This is a genomic window from Xanthomonas sp. MLO165 (assembly GCF_018831305.1).
GTDB classification, from domain to species: Bacteria; Pseudomonadota; Gammaproteobacteria; order Xanthomonadales; family Xanthomonadaceae; genus Xanthomonas; species Xanthomonas arboricola.
Genome location: NZ_CP029263.1, coordinates 2,462,823 through 2,482,023, shown reverse-complemented (window position 1 = coordinate 2,482,023; position 19,201 = coordinate 2,462,823). Strand labels below are relative to the sequence as shown.

Here is a 19,201-nt window from a genome sequence, read left to right as displayed (position 1 = left end):
GTGAAAGGAATACAAGGATGTCTCGACGTTTCCCTCTTTCACAAGGTCAGCAGGCGCGCTGGTTTCAGTATCAGTTGAATCCCGTTTCGCGCGGTGATCACAACAATGTATTCGTGGTAGCGCTTGATACCGACACGATCGCAGGTCGGCTAGCGACGGCGATCGATGCGTTGGTTGCGCGTCATCCGATGTTGCGCGCACGTTTTTGCAGTGATCAGGAGGGTCATGTTGAGCAAACAATCACTGAGCCTCGTGGAGAAATCCTGGAGGAAGTCGACGCGCGCGAGATGGATCTGGAAACGCTGCAGCGGCGTGTGAGCGAGGATGCCTGGCGCGCTTTTGAAGATGAGCAATTGCTGCTGCGTGCCTGCCTCTATCGCCGCCGTGCGGGCGGTGCGGTTTTACTGTTGGCACTGGATCACCTCATCTGCGATGGTTGGTCATATTGGCGACTACTCGGTGAGCTATCTGCTGCGTTGGGCTCCGACGTCGAGACGATCGGCAAGATAGGTGCGGACGAGCACGATTACAGCGCATACGTAAACTGGCAGGAGCAATGGCTGCAAGGTCCGGCGTGCGAACGTCAACTGGCCTATTGGCGTGACATAGTGGGTCGGCCGCAGTCTCCTCTTGAATTGCCCGCAGCCGATGTTGGCGGTGGAGGTGGCGGTGTGCAGCGGGCGCACACGCTATTGCTGAGTCGCGAACTGTGCCAACGCTTGCGCTGCTTCGCCGCCGATCACGATGCCAGCCTGTTCAGTGTGCTGCTGGCCGCGTTGCAAATCCTGTTGCACCGCTATAGCGGCCATTCCACGATTTCGGTCGGCGCGCCGATGCCTTGTCGCAGTAGAGCTGCGTGGCGTGGTGTGGTCGGTGATTTCGTCAACATGGTCACGTTGCGTGCGTGGTTCGGCGATGACAGTCGTGTAGCAGACGTTGTTGAGCGCGCGCGCGCGGCAGTGCGCGGAAGCGTACGTCACCAGGACTATCCAATCTCCACCCTGATCCGTCGTCTCGAGTTGGGTGGAACCCCCTTCGATGCCAGTCTGGTTTTCCAGAATGCGCGCGAATCAGGCCCGCTGACCGAGTTATGGAATCCTCGCCGAGAGGGCGAGACAATCACGCGGTGGGGCGAGGTTGCGCTGAGTGCATTCCCGATCCAGCAACGTGTTGCGCTGGACAGGATGGCGCTGGCAGTCCATGCGATCGAGTTCGAACATGGGGTGCGCTGCGATTTCATACACGATGAGACTCGCGTCGATGCCGGCGCTATCGCGCGGATGACGGCTAATTTCGAAACTGTGCTGCAGGCAATGCTCGCCGATCCGGGCGCACAGGTACGGACATTGCCGTTGCTGAGCGCCGACGAGCGCATCCAGGTGCTGGAGGCCTTCAATGCAACGCGCGTCGACCAGCAAGGCCCTGAGACCTTGCATGGCTGGTTCCAGTGCAGCGCCCGCACATTTCCTGAGGCGATCGCCTTGCGATCAGGTGCGCAGACCCTGAGCTACAGCGAGTTGGACCGACGCTCTGACGCCGTCGCTGCGCGCCTGCAACGCATTGGAGTGGGTGCCCAGGAGTGTGTCGCAATCCAGCTGCCCCGTGGGCCTGGGCTGATTATTGCAGTGTTGGGGACGCTGAAGGCGGGGGCTGCCTATGTGCCGCTTGACCCTACCTACCCGCAAGAGCGTATAGCCGCCATCCTGGGTAGCTGCGGTGCACGCGTGTGCATTGTCACTGCGGCGCTGGCCGCTGCGCTGCCGGCAAACCTGGCAGCGCTGGACATCGACGATGCGACATTAGCGCAGGAAGTGCCGTGGCCATTACCGCACGTGCATCCCAATGGATTGGCGTACGTCATCTATACCTCCGGTTCGACTGGAACGCCGAAGGGCGTGATGATCGAACATGCCAATGCTTGCAACTTCATCGCCTGGGCACTGCGCGACGGTGGAACGGACGCGTTCGCGCACACCTTGTTCGCGACCTCGATCAGCTTTGATCTGGCGGTCTATGAAATCTTCGCGACCTTGGCAGCGGGCGGTACGTTGGAGATCGTCCGCGATGTGCTCGAAGCGCCGTGCGGCCCGGTCAGTTTGATCAATACGGTGCCCTCGGGGATGTCGGCGCTGCTGCACGCCCGAGCAGTGCCGGCATCGGTACGGCGGGTCAATGTGGCCGGCGAGCCACTGCGTGCCGAACTGGTGGAGCGCATCTTTGCCGGTTCCTCAGCGCAGACGGTGCATAACCTGTATGGACCCACCGAGACCACCACCTATTCGACGGGCGTGCGGATCGGGCGCGGCGACGCATTTGCAGCCCATATCGGACGCCCGATCGACAACACCCGGATTTACATCGTCGATCGCGCTGAACAAGCGCTGCCGATTGGAGTGCAGGGCGAGATCTATATCGGAGGCGCAGGCGTGGCGCGCGGCTATCTCGGCCGTCCCGATCTAACGGAAGAGCGCTTCGGCAGCGATCCCTTTGTCGAGGGCGGCCGCTGGTATCGGACTGGCGATCTCGGCTGCTGGACTGCCGACGGGAATATTGAGTACCGCGGCCGCACCGACCACCAGGTCAAGATTCGCGGCTTCCGGATCGAGCTCGGGGAGATCGAGACGGCGCTGCTGTGCCTCGACGGCGTCGAGGCCGCCGTGGTGGTCGCCTGCGGCGATGCGACCGGAAACCAGCGGCTGGTTGCCTATGTTGTCGTGAGCCCGCAGGTTCACGTGACGCCGCACTCGTTGCGCGACGCGTTGGCCATGTCGCTGCCGGCGCACATGGTGCCGGCGGGGTTCGTCCCGCTGGAGCGGCTGCCACTGACTCCAAATGGAAAGATCGATCGCGCCGCGTTGCCGATACCGGAATTTTCCAGCGACCGCGCCTATCGCGCGCCCACCGGCGAGATCGAACAGCAGATTGTTCAGATCTGGGGGGAACTGCTGGGGGTCTCCCGCATTGGTCGCGACGACAATTTCTTTGATCTCGGCGGTCACTCGCTGCTGGCAATGCAACTGACTGCACGCCTGCGAAGCGAGTTCGGCGTTACGGTGCCCCTGGCGGAGTTGTTCGACGCCCCGGAACTGAGATACATGGCTGAACGAGTCGCCGTGGCGCAGGCTGCGGCATTGGCGAGCCAGGACATGCAGTCGATGCTCGCCGAGCTGGATGGGCTCAGCGAGGATGAGCTCAGGGAGATACTAAGCAAGGAAGCAATCGATGACTGAGTCCCTCGACGAGCGCCAGCGTCTTATGCAGGCAATCCTGCTTAACCGCACGCGCCGTGCGACGCGCACGCGCGATGCGGACGACGACGCGATCGTTGCGAGGCCGCGTGATGCGGAGCTGCCATTGTCGTTGGCCCAGCGCCGACTGTGGTTCCTATGCCAACTCGACGCCACCGCCTCGGCCGCTTACCACATGCCGGTGTCGCTGCGCCTGGAAGGCGAGCTTGACGTTGCAGTATTACGCACCGCGCTCGATGCGCTGGTGGCGCGGCATGAGAGCTTGCGCACCCGTTTCCTGGCGCGCGATGGCGAGCCCGAGCAGGTGATCGATCCGGCCGATCGCGGCTTTGCGCTACGTGAGTTCGATGTGTCGCTGCTGCCGGCCGATGAGCGCGCGGAGGCGGTGGCCGCCCACACCTGTGAGGCCGCTGCCGTACCATTCGATCTTGCCGCCGGCCCGCTGGTGCGTGGTCGCCTGTTGCGTCTGGACGCGCACACCCATGTGTTGCTGCTGACCCAGCACCACATCATTTCTGACGGCTGGTCGGTGGGGGTGCTGGTCGGCGAGCTGGGGGTGTTGTACCGCGCCTTTGCCGAGGGTGCGGCCAATCCCTTGCCAGCGCTGGCGTTGCAATATGCCGACTATGCGGCCTGGCAGCACAGCCAGCTCGCTGGTGAGGCCTGGCAGCGTCAGATCGATCACTGGAAGCAGACCTTGTCTGGCGCGCCGTCGCTGCTGGAACTGCCGACCGATCGTCCGCGTCCGCCGGTGCAAAGCTATCGCGGTGCGAGTCTGCCGCTACGCCTGGAGCCTGAGCTGGTCCAGGCACTGCGCAGCTGGTCCTCGCGCCACGGAGCGACCTTGTTCATGGCCTTGACGGCCGGCTGGGCAGCGTTGCTGTCACGGCTGGGTGGGCAGGAGGAGGTGGTGATCGGCACGCCTGTGGCAAACCGCCCACGTGCGGAGCTTGAGGGGCTGGCGGGCTTTTTCGTAAACACGCTGGCGCTGCGGGTGCCGGTGGACGGCATGGCAGATGCGGCGACGCTGTTGATGCAGGTGAAGGCGCAAGCGCTGGACGCGTTTGCGCATCAGCAACTGCCGTTCGACCAGGTGGTCGAGCACGTGCGGCCGGAGCGCAGCCTGGGCCACAGCCCGGTGTTCCAGACGATGCTGGCGCTGAACAACACGCCGGGCGCACGTGAGCTGTCCTTGCCAGGGGTGCGTCTGCAGCCGCAGCCACAACCGCGCACGACGACCCAGTTCGACCTGTCGCTGGCGTTGAACGAACACGCCGGCGCACTGACTGGCGAGCTCGAATACGCCACCGACCTGTTCGACGCGGCAACGATCCAACGTTGGGTCGGCTATCTGCAGCGGCTGCTGCAGGCACTGCCCGATGCCGAAGGGCAGCCGGTGGCGGCGTTGCCGATGCTGTCCGAGCGCGAGCGCGAGCAACTGGTCCACGGCTTCAACGCCACCGCCCGTGCGTATCCGGCCCAGTCCACCATCGCCGAGGTGTTTGCCGCCTGGGCAGCCCGTCGCGGCGAGGCGATCGCGCTATGCGATGCTGATCACGCGCTCAGCTATGCCGAGCTGGATGCACGCGCCAATCGTCTGGCCCACGGCTTGCGTGCGCATGGGGTGGATCGCGAGCAGCGCGTTGCGCTGATCGCCACCCGCAGCCTGGATCTGGTGGTCGCGCTCCTGGGCGTGCTCAAGGCCGGGGCGGCTTATGTGCCGCTGGATCCCGAGCAACCGATCGGCCGCCTGGCCGACCTGGTGGCCGACAGCGGTGCGACGGTGGTGCTGTCCGACCGGGCGCTGGAAGGCGCGGGGTTCCAAGCAACCCTGCCGCTGGCGCCATCGGCGTGGGCCCGCTATCCGGATACGGCGCCGGTGGTGGCAGGCCAGGCCAGCGATTTGGCCTATGTGATGTATACCTCTGGTTCGACCGGGACACCGAAAGGGGTGATGGTCGAGCAGGGCGCGGTGCTGCGGCTGGCGGTCAACGGCGGGTTTGCGCCGCTGGGCGATCACGACGTGGTGGCGCACTGCGCCAACCCGGCCTTCGACGCCTCGACCTGGGAGCTGTGGGCACCGTTGTTGAACGGTGCCCGGGTGGCGGTAATCGATCCTGCGACAGTGCTGGATCCGGCGGCACTGTCGGCGGCACTGGCGCGGTTCGGGGTCAGTGCGATGTGGCTGACGGTGGGACTGTTCAACGCCTACGTGGACGCGCTGGAAGTCGCGTTCGGGCAGCTGGACCAGTTGCTGATCGGAGGCGACGCGCTGGACGTGCACACGGTGGGACGACTGCTGTCGCGGTCGCAGCGCCCGCGGCGGCTGATCAACGGCTACGGTCCGACCGAGACGACGACGTTCGCCACCACCCACGAGATCGTCCTGGCAGACCTGGCGGGGCATGCGATTCCGATCGGTCGCCCGATCGGCAACACGACGATCCGGATCGTGGACGGGCAGGGGCGTGCGGTGCCGGTAGGCGTGATCGGGGAGCTGTACATCGGCGGGGCGGGAGTGGCGCGCGGGTATCTGAACCAGCCCGAGCTCAGTGCTGCGAGGTTCGTGGCCGATCCGCTGGGCGGCCCGGGGCGCTACTACCGAAGCGGGGACCTGGGGCGCTGGCGTGCCGATGGGACCATCGTGTTTGCCGGTCGCAACGACGGCCAGGTGAAGCTGCGCGGTTTCCGGATCGAGCTGGGCGAGATCGAAGCGGCGCTGCAGCGGCTGCCGGGCGTGCGCGAGGCGGTGGTAACGATTGGGCAGACCGAACAGGGCGGCCGTCGTCTGGTGGGTTATGTCGTGGGCGGCCAGGGCCGTGTGTCGGACTGGCGGCAGACACTGTCCACACAGTTGCCGGACTACATGGTGCCTTCGGCGTTGGTGTCGCTGGAGGCGCTGCCGCTGACGGCCAACGGCAAGCTAGACCGCCGCGCATTGCCGGAGCCGGACGCCGCGTCGCTGGCGGTGGGCGACTATCAGGCCCCCCGGAACGAAACTGAACGTACCCTGGCTTCGATCTGGCGCGCGATCTTGCAGGTGGAGCGGGTCGGCATCCACGACAACTTCTTCGAGTTGGGTGGGCACTCGCTGCTGGCAGCGCGGCTGGCCTCACGGGTGGCGGCCCAGTTGCAGCGGCAGGTACCGGTCAGCGCGGTGTTCAGTCATCCAAGCATCGTGCGCATGGCGGGCTATCTACAACAAGCTGACGCTGAGGATACGGCGCCGATCGCGGTGGTCGACCGTTCGCGCCCGTTGCCGCCATCGCTGGCCCAGCGTCGGCTGTGGTTCCTTTCCCAGCTCGACGGCGCCGCCGGTGTGGCTTACCACATGCCGGTGTCGCTGCGCCTGGAAGGCGAGCTTGACGTTGCAGTATTACGCGCCGCGCTCGATGCGCTGGTGGCGCGGCATGAGAGCTTGCGCACCCGTTTCCTGGCGCGCGATGGCGAGCCCGAGCAGGTGATCGATCCGGCCGATCGCGGCTTTGCGCTACGTGAGCTCGATGTGTCGCTGCTGCCGGCCGATGAGCGCGCGGAGGCGGTGGCCACCCACGCCCGTGAGGCCGCTGCCGTACCATTCGATCTTGCCGCCGGCCCGCTGGTGCGTGGTCGCCTGTTGCGTCTGGACGCGCACACCCATGTGTTGCTGCTGACCCAGCACCACATCATTTCTGACGGCTGGTCGGTAGGGGTGCTGGTCGGCGAGCTGGGGGTGTTGTACCGCGCCTTTGCCGAGGGTGCGGCCAATCCCTTGCCAGCGCTGGCGTTGCAATATGCCGACTATGCGGCCTGGCAGCACAGCCAGCTCGCTGGTGAGGTCTGGCAGCGTCAGATCGATCACTGGAAGCAGACCTTGTCTGGCGCGCCGTCGCTGCTGGAACTGCCGACCGATCGTCCGCGTCCGCCGGTGCAAAGCTATCGCGGTGCGAGTCTGCCGCTACGCCTGGAGCCTGAGCTGGTCCAGGCACTGCGCAGCTGGTCCTCGCGCCACGGAGCGACCTTGTTCATGGCGTTGACGGCCGGCTGGGCAGCGTTGCTGTCACGGCTGGGTGGGCAGGAGGAGGTGGTGATCGGCACGCCTGTGGCAAACCGCCCACGTGCGGAGCTTGAGGGGCTGGCGGGCTTTTTCGTAAACACGCTGGCGCTGCGGGTGCCGGTGGACGGCATGGCGGATGCGGCGACGCTGTTGATGCAGGTGAAGGCGCAAGCGCTGGACGCGTTTGCGCATCAGCAACTGCCGTTCGACCAAGTGGTCGAGCACGTGCGGCCGGAGCGCAGCCTGGGCCACAGCCCGGTGTTCCAGACGATGCTGGCGCTGAACAACACGCCGGGTGCACGTGAGCTGTCCTTGCCAGGGGTGCGTCTGCAACCGCAGCCACAACCGCGCACCACGACCCAGTTCGACCTGTCGCTGGCGTTGAACGAACACGCCGGCGCACTGACTGGCGAACTCGAATACGCCACCGACCTGTTCGACGCGGCAACGATCCAGCGTTGGGCCGGCTATCTGCAGCGGCTGCTGCAGGCACTGGCGACCACCGAGGACTGCGCGGTGGCGCAGCTGCCGTGGCTGCCAGAACAGGAGCTGGCCCAGTTGCAGGCCTGGAGCCTACCCGATGCTGCATGGTCGTGGCCGGCATTGACCCTGCCGGCCCTGTTCGAGGCGCAGGTACGGCGCACACCGCAGGCCGAGGCGCTGCGCTTTGAAGGACGCAGCTTGAGCTACGCGGGGCTGAACCGGGCGGCGAACCGGGTCGCGCACCGGTTGCTGGCCCTGGGAGTCAAGCCGGACGACCGCGTCGCGATCCGGGCCGAGCGCGGGCTGGAGCTGTTGATTGGTTTGCTGGGCATCCTCAAAAGCGGTGCCGGCTACGTGCCGATCGATCCTGCTTACCCACAGGCGCGCCAGGACTACATGCTGACCGACAGTGCACCGGCGGCATTGCTGGTCGATGCGATCGGCGTCGCCGGGACGGCCGCTTGCCCGCAGTTGGCGATCGCGTCGGACGAACCGGCAAGCGAGGACAACCCGCAGGTGCCGGGGCTGCGGCCGCAGCATCTGGCCTACGTGATCTATACCTCCGGCTCGACCGGCCAGCCAAAGGGGGTGATGGTTGAGCACGCCAGCGTCGCTGCGTTTGTGCGCACACATGCGACAAGCTGTCGTCTTCAGCCGGGCGATCGCGTGCTGCACTTCGCCTCGTGTTCGTTCGATACCTCGATTGAGGAAATCTTTCCGGCGTTGGTGTCCGGGGCAACGGTAGTCGTGCGGCCTTCCTGGATGGTGTCGCCCGACACGCACTTTGTGGAACTCCTCGCCGTCGAACGTATCGCCATCCTCGATTTGCCGACCGCGTTTTTCCACGTCTGGGCGCAGCAGGCTCCGCAACGCCGTCCTGCCCTGCCAGAGCAGGTACGTTTGGTCGTGGTCGGTGGCGAAAAGCTTGAACGCGGTGCGCTGGCGGGCTGGTTCGCGCACCCTTCCGCGCGGTACGCCACCGTACTGAATACTTACGGGCCGACCGAAGCGACCGTGTATGCGACGTCCATCGCCCTGGAAAGCGTGCCCCAGTGCGAAAGCCAGGTGCCCATAGGACGTCCGCTGCGAGGCCTCAAGATCAGCATTCTCGATTCTTGCGGTGCTCCGGTGCCGCAGGGCGTGATTGGTGAGATCCATATTGGCGGCGTGCAAGTTGCACGTGGATATCTCGGGCAGCCTACGCTGACTGCAGAGCGCTTTGTGCATGATCAGGACGCAGCCGGCGACGCGCGCCTGTACCGCACCGGCGACCTCGGTTGCTGGCTGGGCGATGGCAACATCGCTTATGCAGGCCGCCGCGATGCGCAGATCAAACTCCGTGGCTTCCGCATCGAGCCTGGTGAGATCGAGTACGCGTTACGCCGCTGCGACGGAGTCGCCGACGCGCTCGTGCTGCTGCATGACGATGCGTCTGGCGCGAGCCGACTGGTTGCTTATGTAGTTGCCGCGGAGGCCAACGCGCCATCAGAGCAGATGCTTCATTCGGCGCTGTCCGAAAAGCTCGCTGCTTATATGTTGCCTTCCTGCTACGTCTTGCTGGAAAACTTTCCGCTGACCCGGTCAGGCAAGATCGACCGTGCCGCGCTGCCGGTGCCGAACGCTTCTGCCAGGACGAACTCCGAACACGAATTGCCGGTAGGCGCGGTCGAATCTGCGATCGCGCGGGTTTGGGCCGGGCTTTTCGGCTTGGAGCAAGTCGGTCGCCGTGACAATTTCTTTGAGCTTGGCGGTCACTCACTGCTGGCGATCGCCATGATCGAGCGCCTGGCAGGCGAGGGCATCGAGCTCCCCGTTCGCGATCTGTTCCTATCGCCGGTATTGGCCGATCTCGCCGCACAGGTATCGCGCGGGACTACGCAGCCAGTGCCACCGAACCTGATCGAGCCGGGTCGTACCGCGATCACCCCTGACCTGCTGCCGCTGGTAGCGCTGTCTCAGGCTTCGATCGACCGCATTATCGACACGGTCCCGGGCGGCGCGGCCAATGTGCAGGATATCTATCCGCTTGCGCCATTGCAGGATGGCATCCTGTTTCATCATCTGCTGCACGCCGAGGACGCGGCCGATCCCTACGTCCTGCGGGTAAGTCTGGAATTCGATGGCATCGTGCGCATGGAGCGCTTCATCGACGCGCTGAAGACGGTGGTCGCACGCCACGACGTGCTGCGCACTGCCTTGTTCTGGCAGGCACTGGAACGGCCTGTGCAGGTCGTGTTGCGCGAGGTGTCGCTGCCCGTGTTCGACGGCGTTCCAGGCGCCGTACGCATGAACCTGAGCGCCGCGCCGTTGCTGCAACTGTGGCGTCATGCCGATACCGGCGACGACGGTTTGATCCTGACCGTGCTGTGGCACCACATCGTGTCTGATGCGGTGGCCATGGGAGTGATCCTGGATGAGGTGCGCAACTTGTTGCTCACCGATGCGTCGGCATTGCCGCCGCCGGCGCCCTATCGCGACTTTATCGCCCGCACTGGCGCTTTCCACGACAGCGTGCACGAGGCGTATTTCCGCGAACGCCTGGGCAGCGTCGATGAAACCACCGCAATCGGCGGTATCGTCGACGTGCGCCATGACGGCGCCGCGATCCGCCAGTCGGTCCTGCGCCTCGAGGACGACGTCGTCGCTCTGATCCGTCGCGCTGCCACGGCCGGGGGCACGGCGCCATCGGTTCTGTTTCATGCAGCATGGGCGCGCGTGCTGTCCGAGCATGCCAGCCGCAGCGACGTAGTTTTTGGCACAGTGCTGACCGGTCGCCTGCAGGGGATGGCCCAGGCAGGGCGCACCGTTGGCATGTTCATCAACACCTTGCCGCTGCGTTTGGATCTGGCCGGACGCGGCGTCGCCGAGGCGCTCGACGAAACCCGGTTGCGTCTAGCCGAACTGCTCGCTCACGAACATGCCTCGCTTGCCTTGGCTCAGCGCTGCAGTGCGGTCGCGGCGGGCATACCGCTGTTTACCGTGCTGTTGAACTATCGTCAGCACAGCAGCCAGACCGATGCCGATGCTGTTTCATCGCTGGGCGAGGGCATACGGGTTGGCGGCGCTCAAGCGCGGAACAACTATCCACTGACGATGTCGGTGGACGATGACGGAACCGGCTTCGGCCTGACCTCGCTGAGCATTGGTGATATCGACGGCCCGGCGCTGGCCGGGCATCTGGTTCGCGTCGTCGAGGCGTTGGCTGCGGCACTGCTATCCGATCCGCAGCAGCGGATTGACTCGCTGGCGCTGATCGACGCGCAGGAGCGCGAACAGTTGCTGGCGCTGGGCCGCGGCAGGTCACAGGCGCGCACGCGCGCACATGGCCTCATCGACGCGTTCCAGGCCCAGGCTGCGCGGAGCCCGCAGGCGATTGCACTGCGCGCGACCGAGAGCGGGGAGAGCACCGACTACGCGACCCTGGCCGCGCACGCTAACCGCCTGGCCCACGCGTTGCGCGAACAGGGCCTTGGCCCAGGCGATCGCATTGGGATCTGCATGGAGCGCGGGCTGGCACTGCCGGTGGCGCTGCTGGCGGTGCTCTCCAGCGGCGCTGCGTATGTGCCGCTGGACCTGCGGCAGGGCAGTGAACGCCTGGCACGGATCATCGCCGACGCCAACATCAGCGTGGTGCTGGTCGAAAGCAGCTCGGCGCCAGCCTCGCTGGGCGGGGTGGACATGCTGTATCTGGACGGCGCCGGCACCGATCCGGACTGGCTTGGCGAGTACCCCGCGCAGCCGCTGGAGACGAGGCTGGCCGATGATGCGATTGCCTACGTGCTGTACACCTCCGGCTCGACCGGCGAACCCAAGGGGGTGGAGGTGTTCCATGCCGGGTTGGCCGACTATTGCGCATTCGCGCGCGAGAGTTACTACGATCAGGCGCTGGATGGATCGCTGGTGGCGAGTTCGCACGCGTTCGACCTGACGGTGCCGTCGTTGTACGTGCCGCTGCTGGTAGGCGGGTGCGTGGAGCTGCTGCCGGCGGGAGAGGAGTTGCCGGCGCTGGCGCGGCGGCTGGAGCAGGCAGACGGAGCATGGCTGCTGCGGCTGACGCCCTCGCACGTGCAGGGGCTGCTGCAGCTGGCCGACGCATCGCCACGTGCAGGCGCGCATGCGTTCGTGATCGGCGGCGAGGCGTTCCCGGCGTCGCTGGCGCGTGCGTTGCAGGCCAAGTATCCGCAGGCGCGGCTGGTGAACCACTACGGTCCGACCGAGACGGTAGTGGGCTGCACATGGCAGCGGCTGGACCAGGCAGTGCTGTCGGGCGAGGGCACACTGCCGATCGGTCGAGCGATGAGCAATACGCGGCTCTACGTGCTGGGGCCGTCGGGTCAGTTGTTGCCGCGTGGGGTGCCGGGCGAGTTGTACATCGGCGGTGCGGGCGTGGCGCGCGGCTACGTGAACGATGCGGCACGCACGGCAGAGCGGTTCCTGGAGGATCCGTTCGAGGCGGGTGGGCGAATGTATCGCAGCGGCGACCGGGTACGCTGGCGAGCGGACGGGGCGCTGGAATTCCTGGGCCGGATGGACGGGCAGGTAAAGCTGCGCGGTTACCGGATCGAGCCGGGCGAGATCGAGGCGGTGCTGCGGGAGCAGGTGCGCGAGATATCGGTGGGGGTGCACGGGGAGGGTGCTACGGCACGCCTGGTGGCCTGGGTAAGCGGTGTCTCGGGCGATGGCTGGGAGGAGGCGCTTCGCGCGGTGGCCACGTCGCGCTTGCCGACGTACATGCAGCCGTCGGTCTACGTACCCTTGGAGAGCCTGCCGCTGACAGCCAACGGCAAGCTCGATCGCAAACGCCTGCCGGCGCCGGAACTCTCCCGGGACGCCACCCTCCACGAGCAGCCGCAGGGCGCATGCGAGCAGCGCATTGCAGCCATCTGGAGCGAACTGCTCAAGATCGAAATGATCGGCCGTGACGATGACTTTTTCGTCCTGGGTGGTCATTCACTGACCGCGGTCCAGGCGGTCGCGCGCTTGCGTGCCGCGTTCCACCGTGAAGTTCCGTTGCGTGAACTCTTTGCGCACCCATCGCCACGTTCGTTGGCGCGGTACCTGGATGCAGCCGATGACGCCGACACGGCGCCGATCGCGGTGGTCGACCGTTCGCGCCCGTTGCCGCCATCGCTGGCCCAGCGTCGGCTGTGGTTCCTTTCCCAGCTCGACGGCGCCGCCGGTGTGGCTTACCACATGCCGGTGTCGCTGCGCCTGGAAGGCGAGCTTGACGTTGCAGTATTACGCGCCGCGCTCGATGCGCTGGTGGCGCGGCATGAGAGCTTGCGTACCCGTTTCCTGGCGCGCGATGGCGAGCCCGAGCAGGTGATCGATCCGGCCGATCGCGGCTTTGCGCTACGTGAGTTCGATGTGTCGCTGCTGCCGGCCGATGAGCGCGCGGAGGCGGTGGCCACCCACGCCCGTGAGGCCGCTGCCGTACCATTCGATCTTGCCGCCGGCCCGCTGGTGCGTGGTCGCCTGTTGCGTCTGGACGCGCACACCCATGTGTTGCTGCTGACCCAGCACCACATCATTTCTGACGGCTGGTCGGTAGGGGTGCTGGTCGGCGAGCTGGGGGTGTTGTACCGCGCCTTTGCCGAGGGTGCGGCCAATCCCTTGCCAGCGCTGGCGTTGCAATATGCCGACTATGCGGCCTGGCAGCACAGCCAGCTCGCTGGTGAGGTCTGGCAGCGTCAGATCGATCACTGGAAGCAGACCTTGTCTGGCGCGCCGTCGCTGCTGGAACTGCCGACCGATCGTCCGCGTCCGCCGGTGCAAAGCTATCGCGGTGCGAGTCTGCCGCTACGCCTGGAGCCTGAGCTGGTCCAGGCACTGCGCAGCTGGTCCTCGCGCCACGGAGCGACCTTGTTCATGGCGTTGACGGCCGGCTGGGCAGCGTTGCTGTCACGGCTGGGTGGGCAGGAGGAGGTGGTGATCGGCACGCCTGTGGCAAACCGCCCACGTGCGGAGCTTGAGGGGCTGGCGGGCTTTTTCGTAAACACGCTGGCGCTGCGGGTGCCGGTGGACGGCATGGCGGATGCGGCGACGCTGTTGATGCAGGTGAAGGCGCAAGCGCTGGACGCGTTTGCGCATCAGCAACTGCCGTTCGACCAAGTGGTCGAGCACGTGCGGCCGGAGCGCAGCCTGGGCCACAGCCCGGTGTTCCAGACGATGCTGGCGCTGAACAACACGCCGGGTGCACGTGAGCTGTCCTTGCCAGGGGTGCGTCTGCAACCGCAGCCACAACCGCGCACCACGACCCAGTTCGACCTGTCGCTGGCGTTGAACGAACACGCCGGCGCACTGACTGGCGAACTCGAATACGCCACCGACCTGTTCGACGCGGCAACGATCCAGCGTTGGGCCGGCTATCTGCAGCGGCTGCTGCAGGCACTGGCGACCACCGAGGACTGCGCGGTGGCGCAGCTGCCGTGGCTGCCAGAACAGGAGCTGGCCCAGTTGCAGGCCTGGAGCCTACCCGATGCTGCATGGTCGTGGCCGGCATTGACCCTGCCGGCCCTGTTCGAGGCGCAGGTACGGCGCACACCGCAGGCCGAGGCGCTGCGCTTTGAAGGACGCAGCTTGAGCTACGCGGGGCTGAACCGGGCGGCGAACCGGGTCGCGCACCGGTTGCTGGCCCTGGGAGTCAAGCCGGACGACCGCGTCGCGATCCGGGCCGAGCGCGGGCTGGAGCTGTTGATTGGTTTGCTGGGCATCCTCAAAAGCGGTGCCGGCTACGTGCCGATCGATCCTGCTTACCCACAGGCGCGCCAGGACTACATGCTGACCGACAGTGCACCGGCGGCATTGCTGGTCGATGCGATCGGCGTCGCCGGGACGGCCGCTTGCCCGCAGTTGGCGATCGCGTCGGACGAACCGGCAAGCGAGGACAACCCGCAGGTGCCGGGGCTGCGGCCGCAGCATCTGGCCTACGTGATCTATACCTCCGGCTCGACCGGCCAGCCCAAGGGGGTGATGGTCGAGCACGCCAGCGTGGTCAATCTGTGGCGGGCACTGGAGACGTGGCTCGCACCAGCCTGTCCGGCAACGGCGAGGGTCACCCTCAATGCCGGCGTGTCCTTCGATGCCTCGCTGCAGGGCATCGTGCAGTGGCTATCCGGGCGTTGCGTAGTGGCGGTGCCGACAGCGGTCCGCCGCGACGCAGAGGCGTTGCGCGCGTTCCTGCGCGACGAACGCATCGATGTCTGCGATACCACTCCTGCGCAACTGGAGGCCCTGCTGGTGCATGGCTTGCCCGACGTGAAGGAGGGAGGACCCCGGACATGGCTGGTCGGCGGCGAAGCGATCGCACCGCGGCTATGGCGGGCGTTGGCGGCGCTGGATGCGCTGGCGCTGAACGTCTATGGCCCGACCGAATGCACGGTGGATAGCAGCTGCGCGCGGATCGAGTCTGTGGTCGCTCCGCATATCGGCCGGCCACTGGCCAACGTGCAGATTCGTGTATTGGACGCCTTCGGTGCACCGGTGCCAGTTGGCGTGCGCGGCCAGATCCACATCGGCGGCGCGGCCCTGGCTCGGGGCTATTGGCGTCGCCCCGAGCTAACCGCCGAACGCTTCGTCGAACTGCACGGCGGGCGTTTCTACCGAAGCGGCGATCTGGGCCGCTGGCGCGATGACGGGCGCCTGGAATACCTCGGTCGCGCTGACGAACAGGTCAAGCTGCGTGGCCATCGGGTCGAGCTGGGCGAGATTGAGGCCGCACTGGCGGCCGTGCCCGGCATTGAAGCAGCCGCGGTGCTGCTGGGTCGCGACGCGGCTGGCGCCGCACGCTTGGTCGCGTACGTCGCCAGCGCCGAAAACGAGGCGATTGGCTGGCATGACCACCTAGCGGTGCGGCTGCCCGCACATATGTTGCCATCTGCCTATGTGCGCCTGGACAGGCTGCCGCTGACCGCCAACGGCAAGATCGATCGCCGCCGGCTACCGGACTGCGGCCAGGAAACCCAGGTCACCCGTGGCCATGTCGAGCCGAGCACTGACACCGAGCGCACGCTCACGGACATCTGGCAACAGCTGCTTGGCGTCGAACGGGTCGGTGTCGAGGACAACTTCTTCGAGCTCGGTGGTCATTCGTTGCTGGCAATGCGGATGACCAGCGCGGTCGCGGCGCGATTGGGACGGACTCTTCCAGTGCGCGTGGTTTTTGAAGGCGCAACTCCTGCGGCGGTCGCCGCCTGGCTGGATGCGCAGGACACCGAATCGGCTGCGCTGCCACCGCCAGAGGCGACGTCGATTGAACCGGCGCCACGCGATGGACGCTTGCCGATGTCGTACTCACAGCGGCGGCTGTGGTTCATCGACCGCCTGCAAGGCAGCGACGCCTATCGCATGAGCGGCTCCCTGCGCCTGCGCGGTCGTCTGGATGTCGAGCGCCTGCATGCGGCACTGCGCGCGGTTGTCTCTCGCCACGAAGTGCTGCGCACGACCTATGGCGAGATTGATGGAGAACCTGTACAGCGGATCGCTGATAGCGATGGGTTGCCCTTTGCGATCGACGATCTGCGCGGGATGGAGCCGACCATCCGTGACGGACGTTGTCTGGCGATTGCTGCCGAGGAAGCGACGCATCCGTTCGACCTGGGCCGGGATCACATGCTGCGGGGACGGTTGGCGGTGATCTCCGACGACGAGCACCTGCTGTGGCTGACCGCACATCACATTGCCTTCGACGGTTGGTCCTACGCAGTGCTCGTGCGCGAATGCATGGCGATCTACGCCGGTGCGCACCTGCCGCCGCTGCGTGTCCAGTATGCGGACTATGCCACCTGGCAACGGCAGCGCCTGGATGGTCCGGCGCTGCAAACCCAACTGGGGTATTGGCGCGGGCAGCTGGAGGATTTGCCGCCGACCCATTCATTGGTATTGGATGCGCCACGTTCGGCGGCTGCAGCTGGAGGCAGCGAACGCTATGCCGTGCGGCTCGAGGTGACAACTCTGCAGGCGCTGCACGACTTGGCCAGGCGCCACGACGCGAGTCTGTTCATGCTGCTGCATACCTCGTTGGCGGCCGTGCTGGCCGGCTTCGGCGCCGGCACCGATCTGGCGATCGGGACGCCGGTAGCCGGGCGCGGCCACGTCGCGTTGGAGCCGATGATTGGCTTTTTCGTCAACACCCTGGTGTTACGCAGTGATCTGTCCGGCGACCCCGATTTTGAAACCGCGCTGGCGCGGGTGCGCAGCACCGATCTGGAAGCCTATGGCCATGCCGAGGTTCCGTTCGACATGCTGGTCGAGGAGCTGAATCCGGTCCGCAGTCTGCTGCATGCGCCGCTGTTCCAGATCCAGTTCAACATGCGCAACAACGAGCGCGTGCATCTGCACGTGCCAGGGCTGTCCATCACCGTGCAGGAGCAAGAAGCCGCACTGGCGAAGTTCGACCTGCAGATCGGCGCCGAGGAGTGCGACGATGGCCTGTTGCTTGACTGGCTGGCTGCTCCGAAGCTGTTTTCGTCCGAAAGAGTGCGACGAATGGCCGACGCTTGGGTGTCGTTGCTGGCACAGATCGCCGCCGATCCAAGCAGGAAGCTGAGCGAATACACCCTGCTCGATGCGGATGAGCGCAGCGAATTGCTGACGCTGGGCACAGGGCCGGATCGTGCGCAGGGACGCGGGCAACCGCTGCCGCTGGCGATCGCGCAGGTGGTACGTGGGTGTGCGGACGCGCCCGCGGTGCGTGCCGGTGCAGCGACGCTCAGCTATGCGGAACTCGGGCGCTTGTCCAACCGCCTGGCACATCGGCTGGTGGCTGCGGGCCTTGGCCCAGGCGATCGCATTGGGATCTGCATGGAGCGCGGGCTGGCACTGCCGGTGGCGCTGCTGGCGGTGCTCTCCAGCGGCGCTGCGTATGTGCCGCTGGACCTGCGCCAGGGCAGTGAACGCCTGGCACGGATCATCGCCGACGCCAACATCAGCGTGGTGCTGGTCGAAAGCAGCTCGGCGCCAGCCTCGCTGGGCGGGGTGGACATGCTGTATCTGGACGGCGCCGGCACCGATCCGGACTGGCTTGGCGAGTACCCCGCGCAGCCGCTGGAGACGGGACTGGCCGATGATGCGATTGCCTACGTGCTGTACACCTCCGGCTCGACCGGCGAACCCAAGGGGGTGGAGGTGTTCCATGCCGGGCTGGCCGACTATTGCGCATTCGCGCGCGAGAGTTACTACGACCAGGCGCTGGATGGATCGCTGGTGGCGAGTTCGCACGCGTTCGACCTGACGGTGCCGTCGTTGTACGTGCCGCTGCTGGTAGGCGGGTGCGTGGAGCTGCTGCCGGCGGGAGAGGAGTTGCCGGCGCTGGCGCGGCGGCTGGAGCAGGCAGACGGAGCATGGCTGCTGCGGCTGACGCCCTCGCACGTGCAGGGGCTGCTGCAGCTGGCCGACGCATCGCCACGTGCAGGCGCGCATGCGTTCGTGATCGGCGGCGAGGCGTTCCCGGCGTCGCTGGCGCGTGCGTTGCAGGCCAAGTATCCGCAGGCGCGGCTGGTGAACCACTACGGTCCGACCGAGACGGTAGTGGGCTGCACATGGCAGCGGCTGGACCAGGCAGTGCTGTCGGGCGAGGGCACACTGCCGATCGGTCGAGCGATGAGCAATACGCGGCTCTACGTGCTGGGGCCGTCGGGTCAGTTGTTGCCGCGTGGGGTGCCGGGCGAGTTGTACATCGGCGGTGCGGGCGTGGCGCGCGGCTACTTGAACGATGCAGCACGCACGGCAGAGCGGTTCCTGGAGGATCCGTTCGAGGCGGGTGGGCGAATGTATCGCAGCGGCGACCGGGTACGCTGGCGAGCGGACGGGGCGCTGGAATTCCTGGGCCGGATGGACGGGCAGGTAAAGCTGCGCGGCTACCGGATCGAGCCGGGCGAGATCGAGGCGGTGCTGCGGGAGCAGGTGCGCGAGATATCGGTGGGGGTGCACGGGGAGGGTGCTACGGCACGCCTGGTGGCCTGGGTAAGCGGTGTCTCGGGCGAGGGCTGGGAAGAGGCGCTTCGCGCGGTGGCCACGTCGCGCTTGCCGACATACATGCAGCCGTCGGTCTACGTACCCTTGGAGAGCCTGCCGCTGACAGCCAACGGCAAGCTGGATCGCAAACGCCTGCCGGCGCCGTCCGTTGCCGAGTTGCCCTGGAGTGCGCCAGAAGGCGAGATTGAATGCCTGCTCGAGCGCATCTGGGCGCAGGCGCTGGATCTGGAGCGGGTCAGCGCGACCGCTGATTTTTTCGCGCTCGGCGGTCATTCGCTTCTGGCGATGCGCGTCATCAACGATGTGCAGCGTGAGTTCGGGATCGAACTGCCGCTGCGACGTCTCTTCGAAAATCCCGACATTCGCTCGCTGGCACGGCTGGTGAGCGATCAGCGTATCCGCAGCGAGAACCTCTCCGGTGCCGTAACGGACGCAACGCAAATCGAAATGGAGTGGTGAG

The 19,201-nt window shown here is 66.2% G+C and carries 2 protein-coding genes; both read left to right on the top strand.

Annotation, left to right across the window (positions count from 1 at the left end; all coding sequences use genetic code 11):
* Positions 1-17: 17 nt before the first annotated feature.
* Positions 18-3,230, top strand: coding sequence for a non-ribosomal peptide synthetase (locus DGN21_RS10425; RefSeq protein WP_160955137.1), 3,213 nt, complete (start codon positions 18-20; stop codon positions 3,228-3,230).
* A complete protein-coding gene (locus DGN21_RS10420; protein ID WP_215824917.1) occupies positions 3,223-19,200 on the top strand; it encodes a non-ribosomal peptide synthetase in 15,978 nt (5,325 codons plus the stop codon). Before DGN21_RS10425 ends, DGN21_RS10420 begins: the two co-directional genes overlap by 8 nt.
* Position 19,201: the final 1 nt, after the last annotated feature.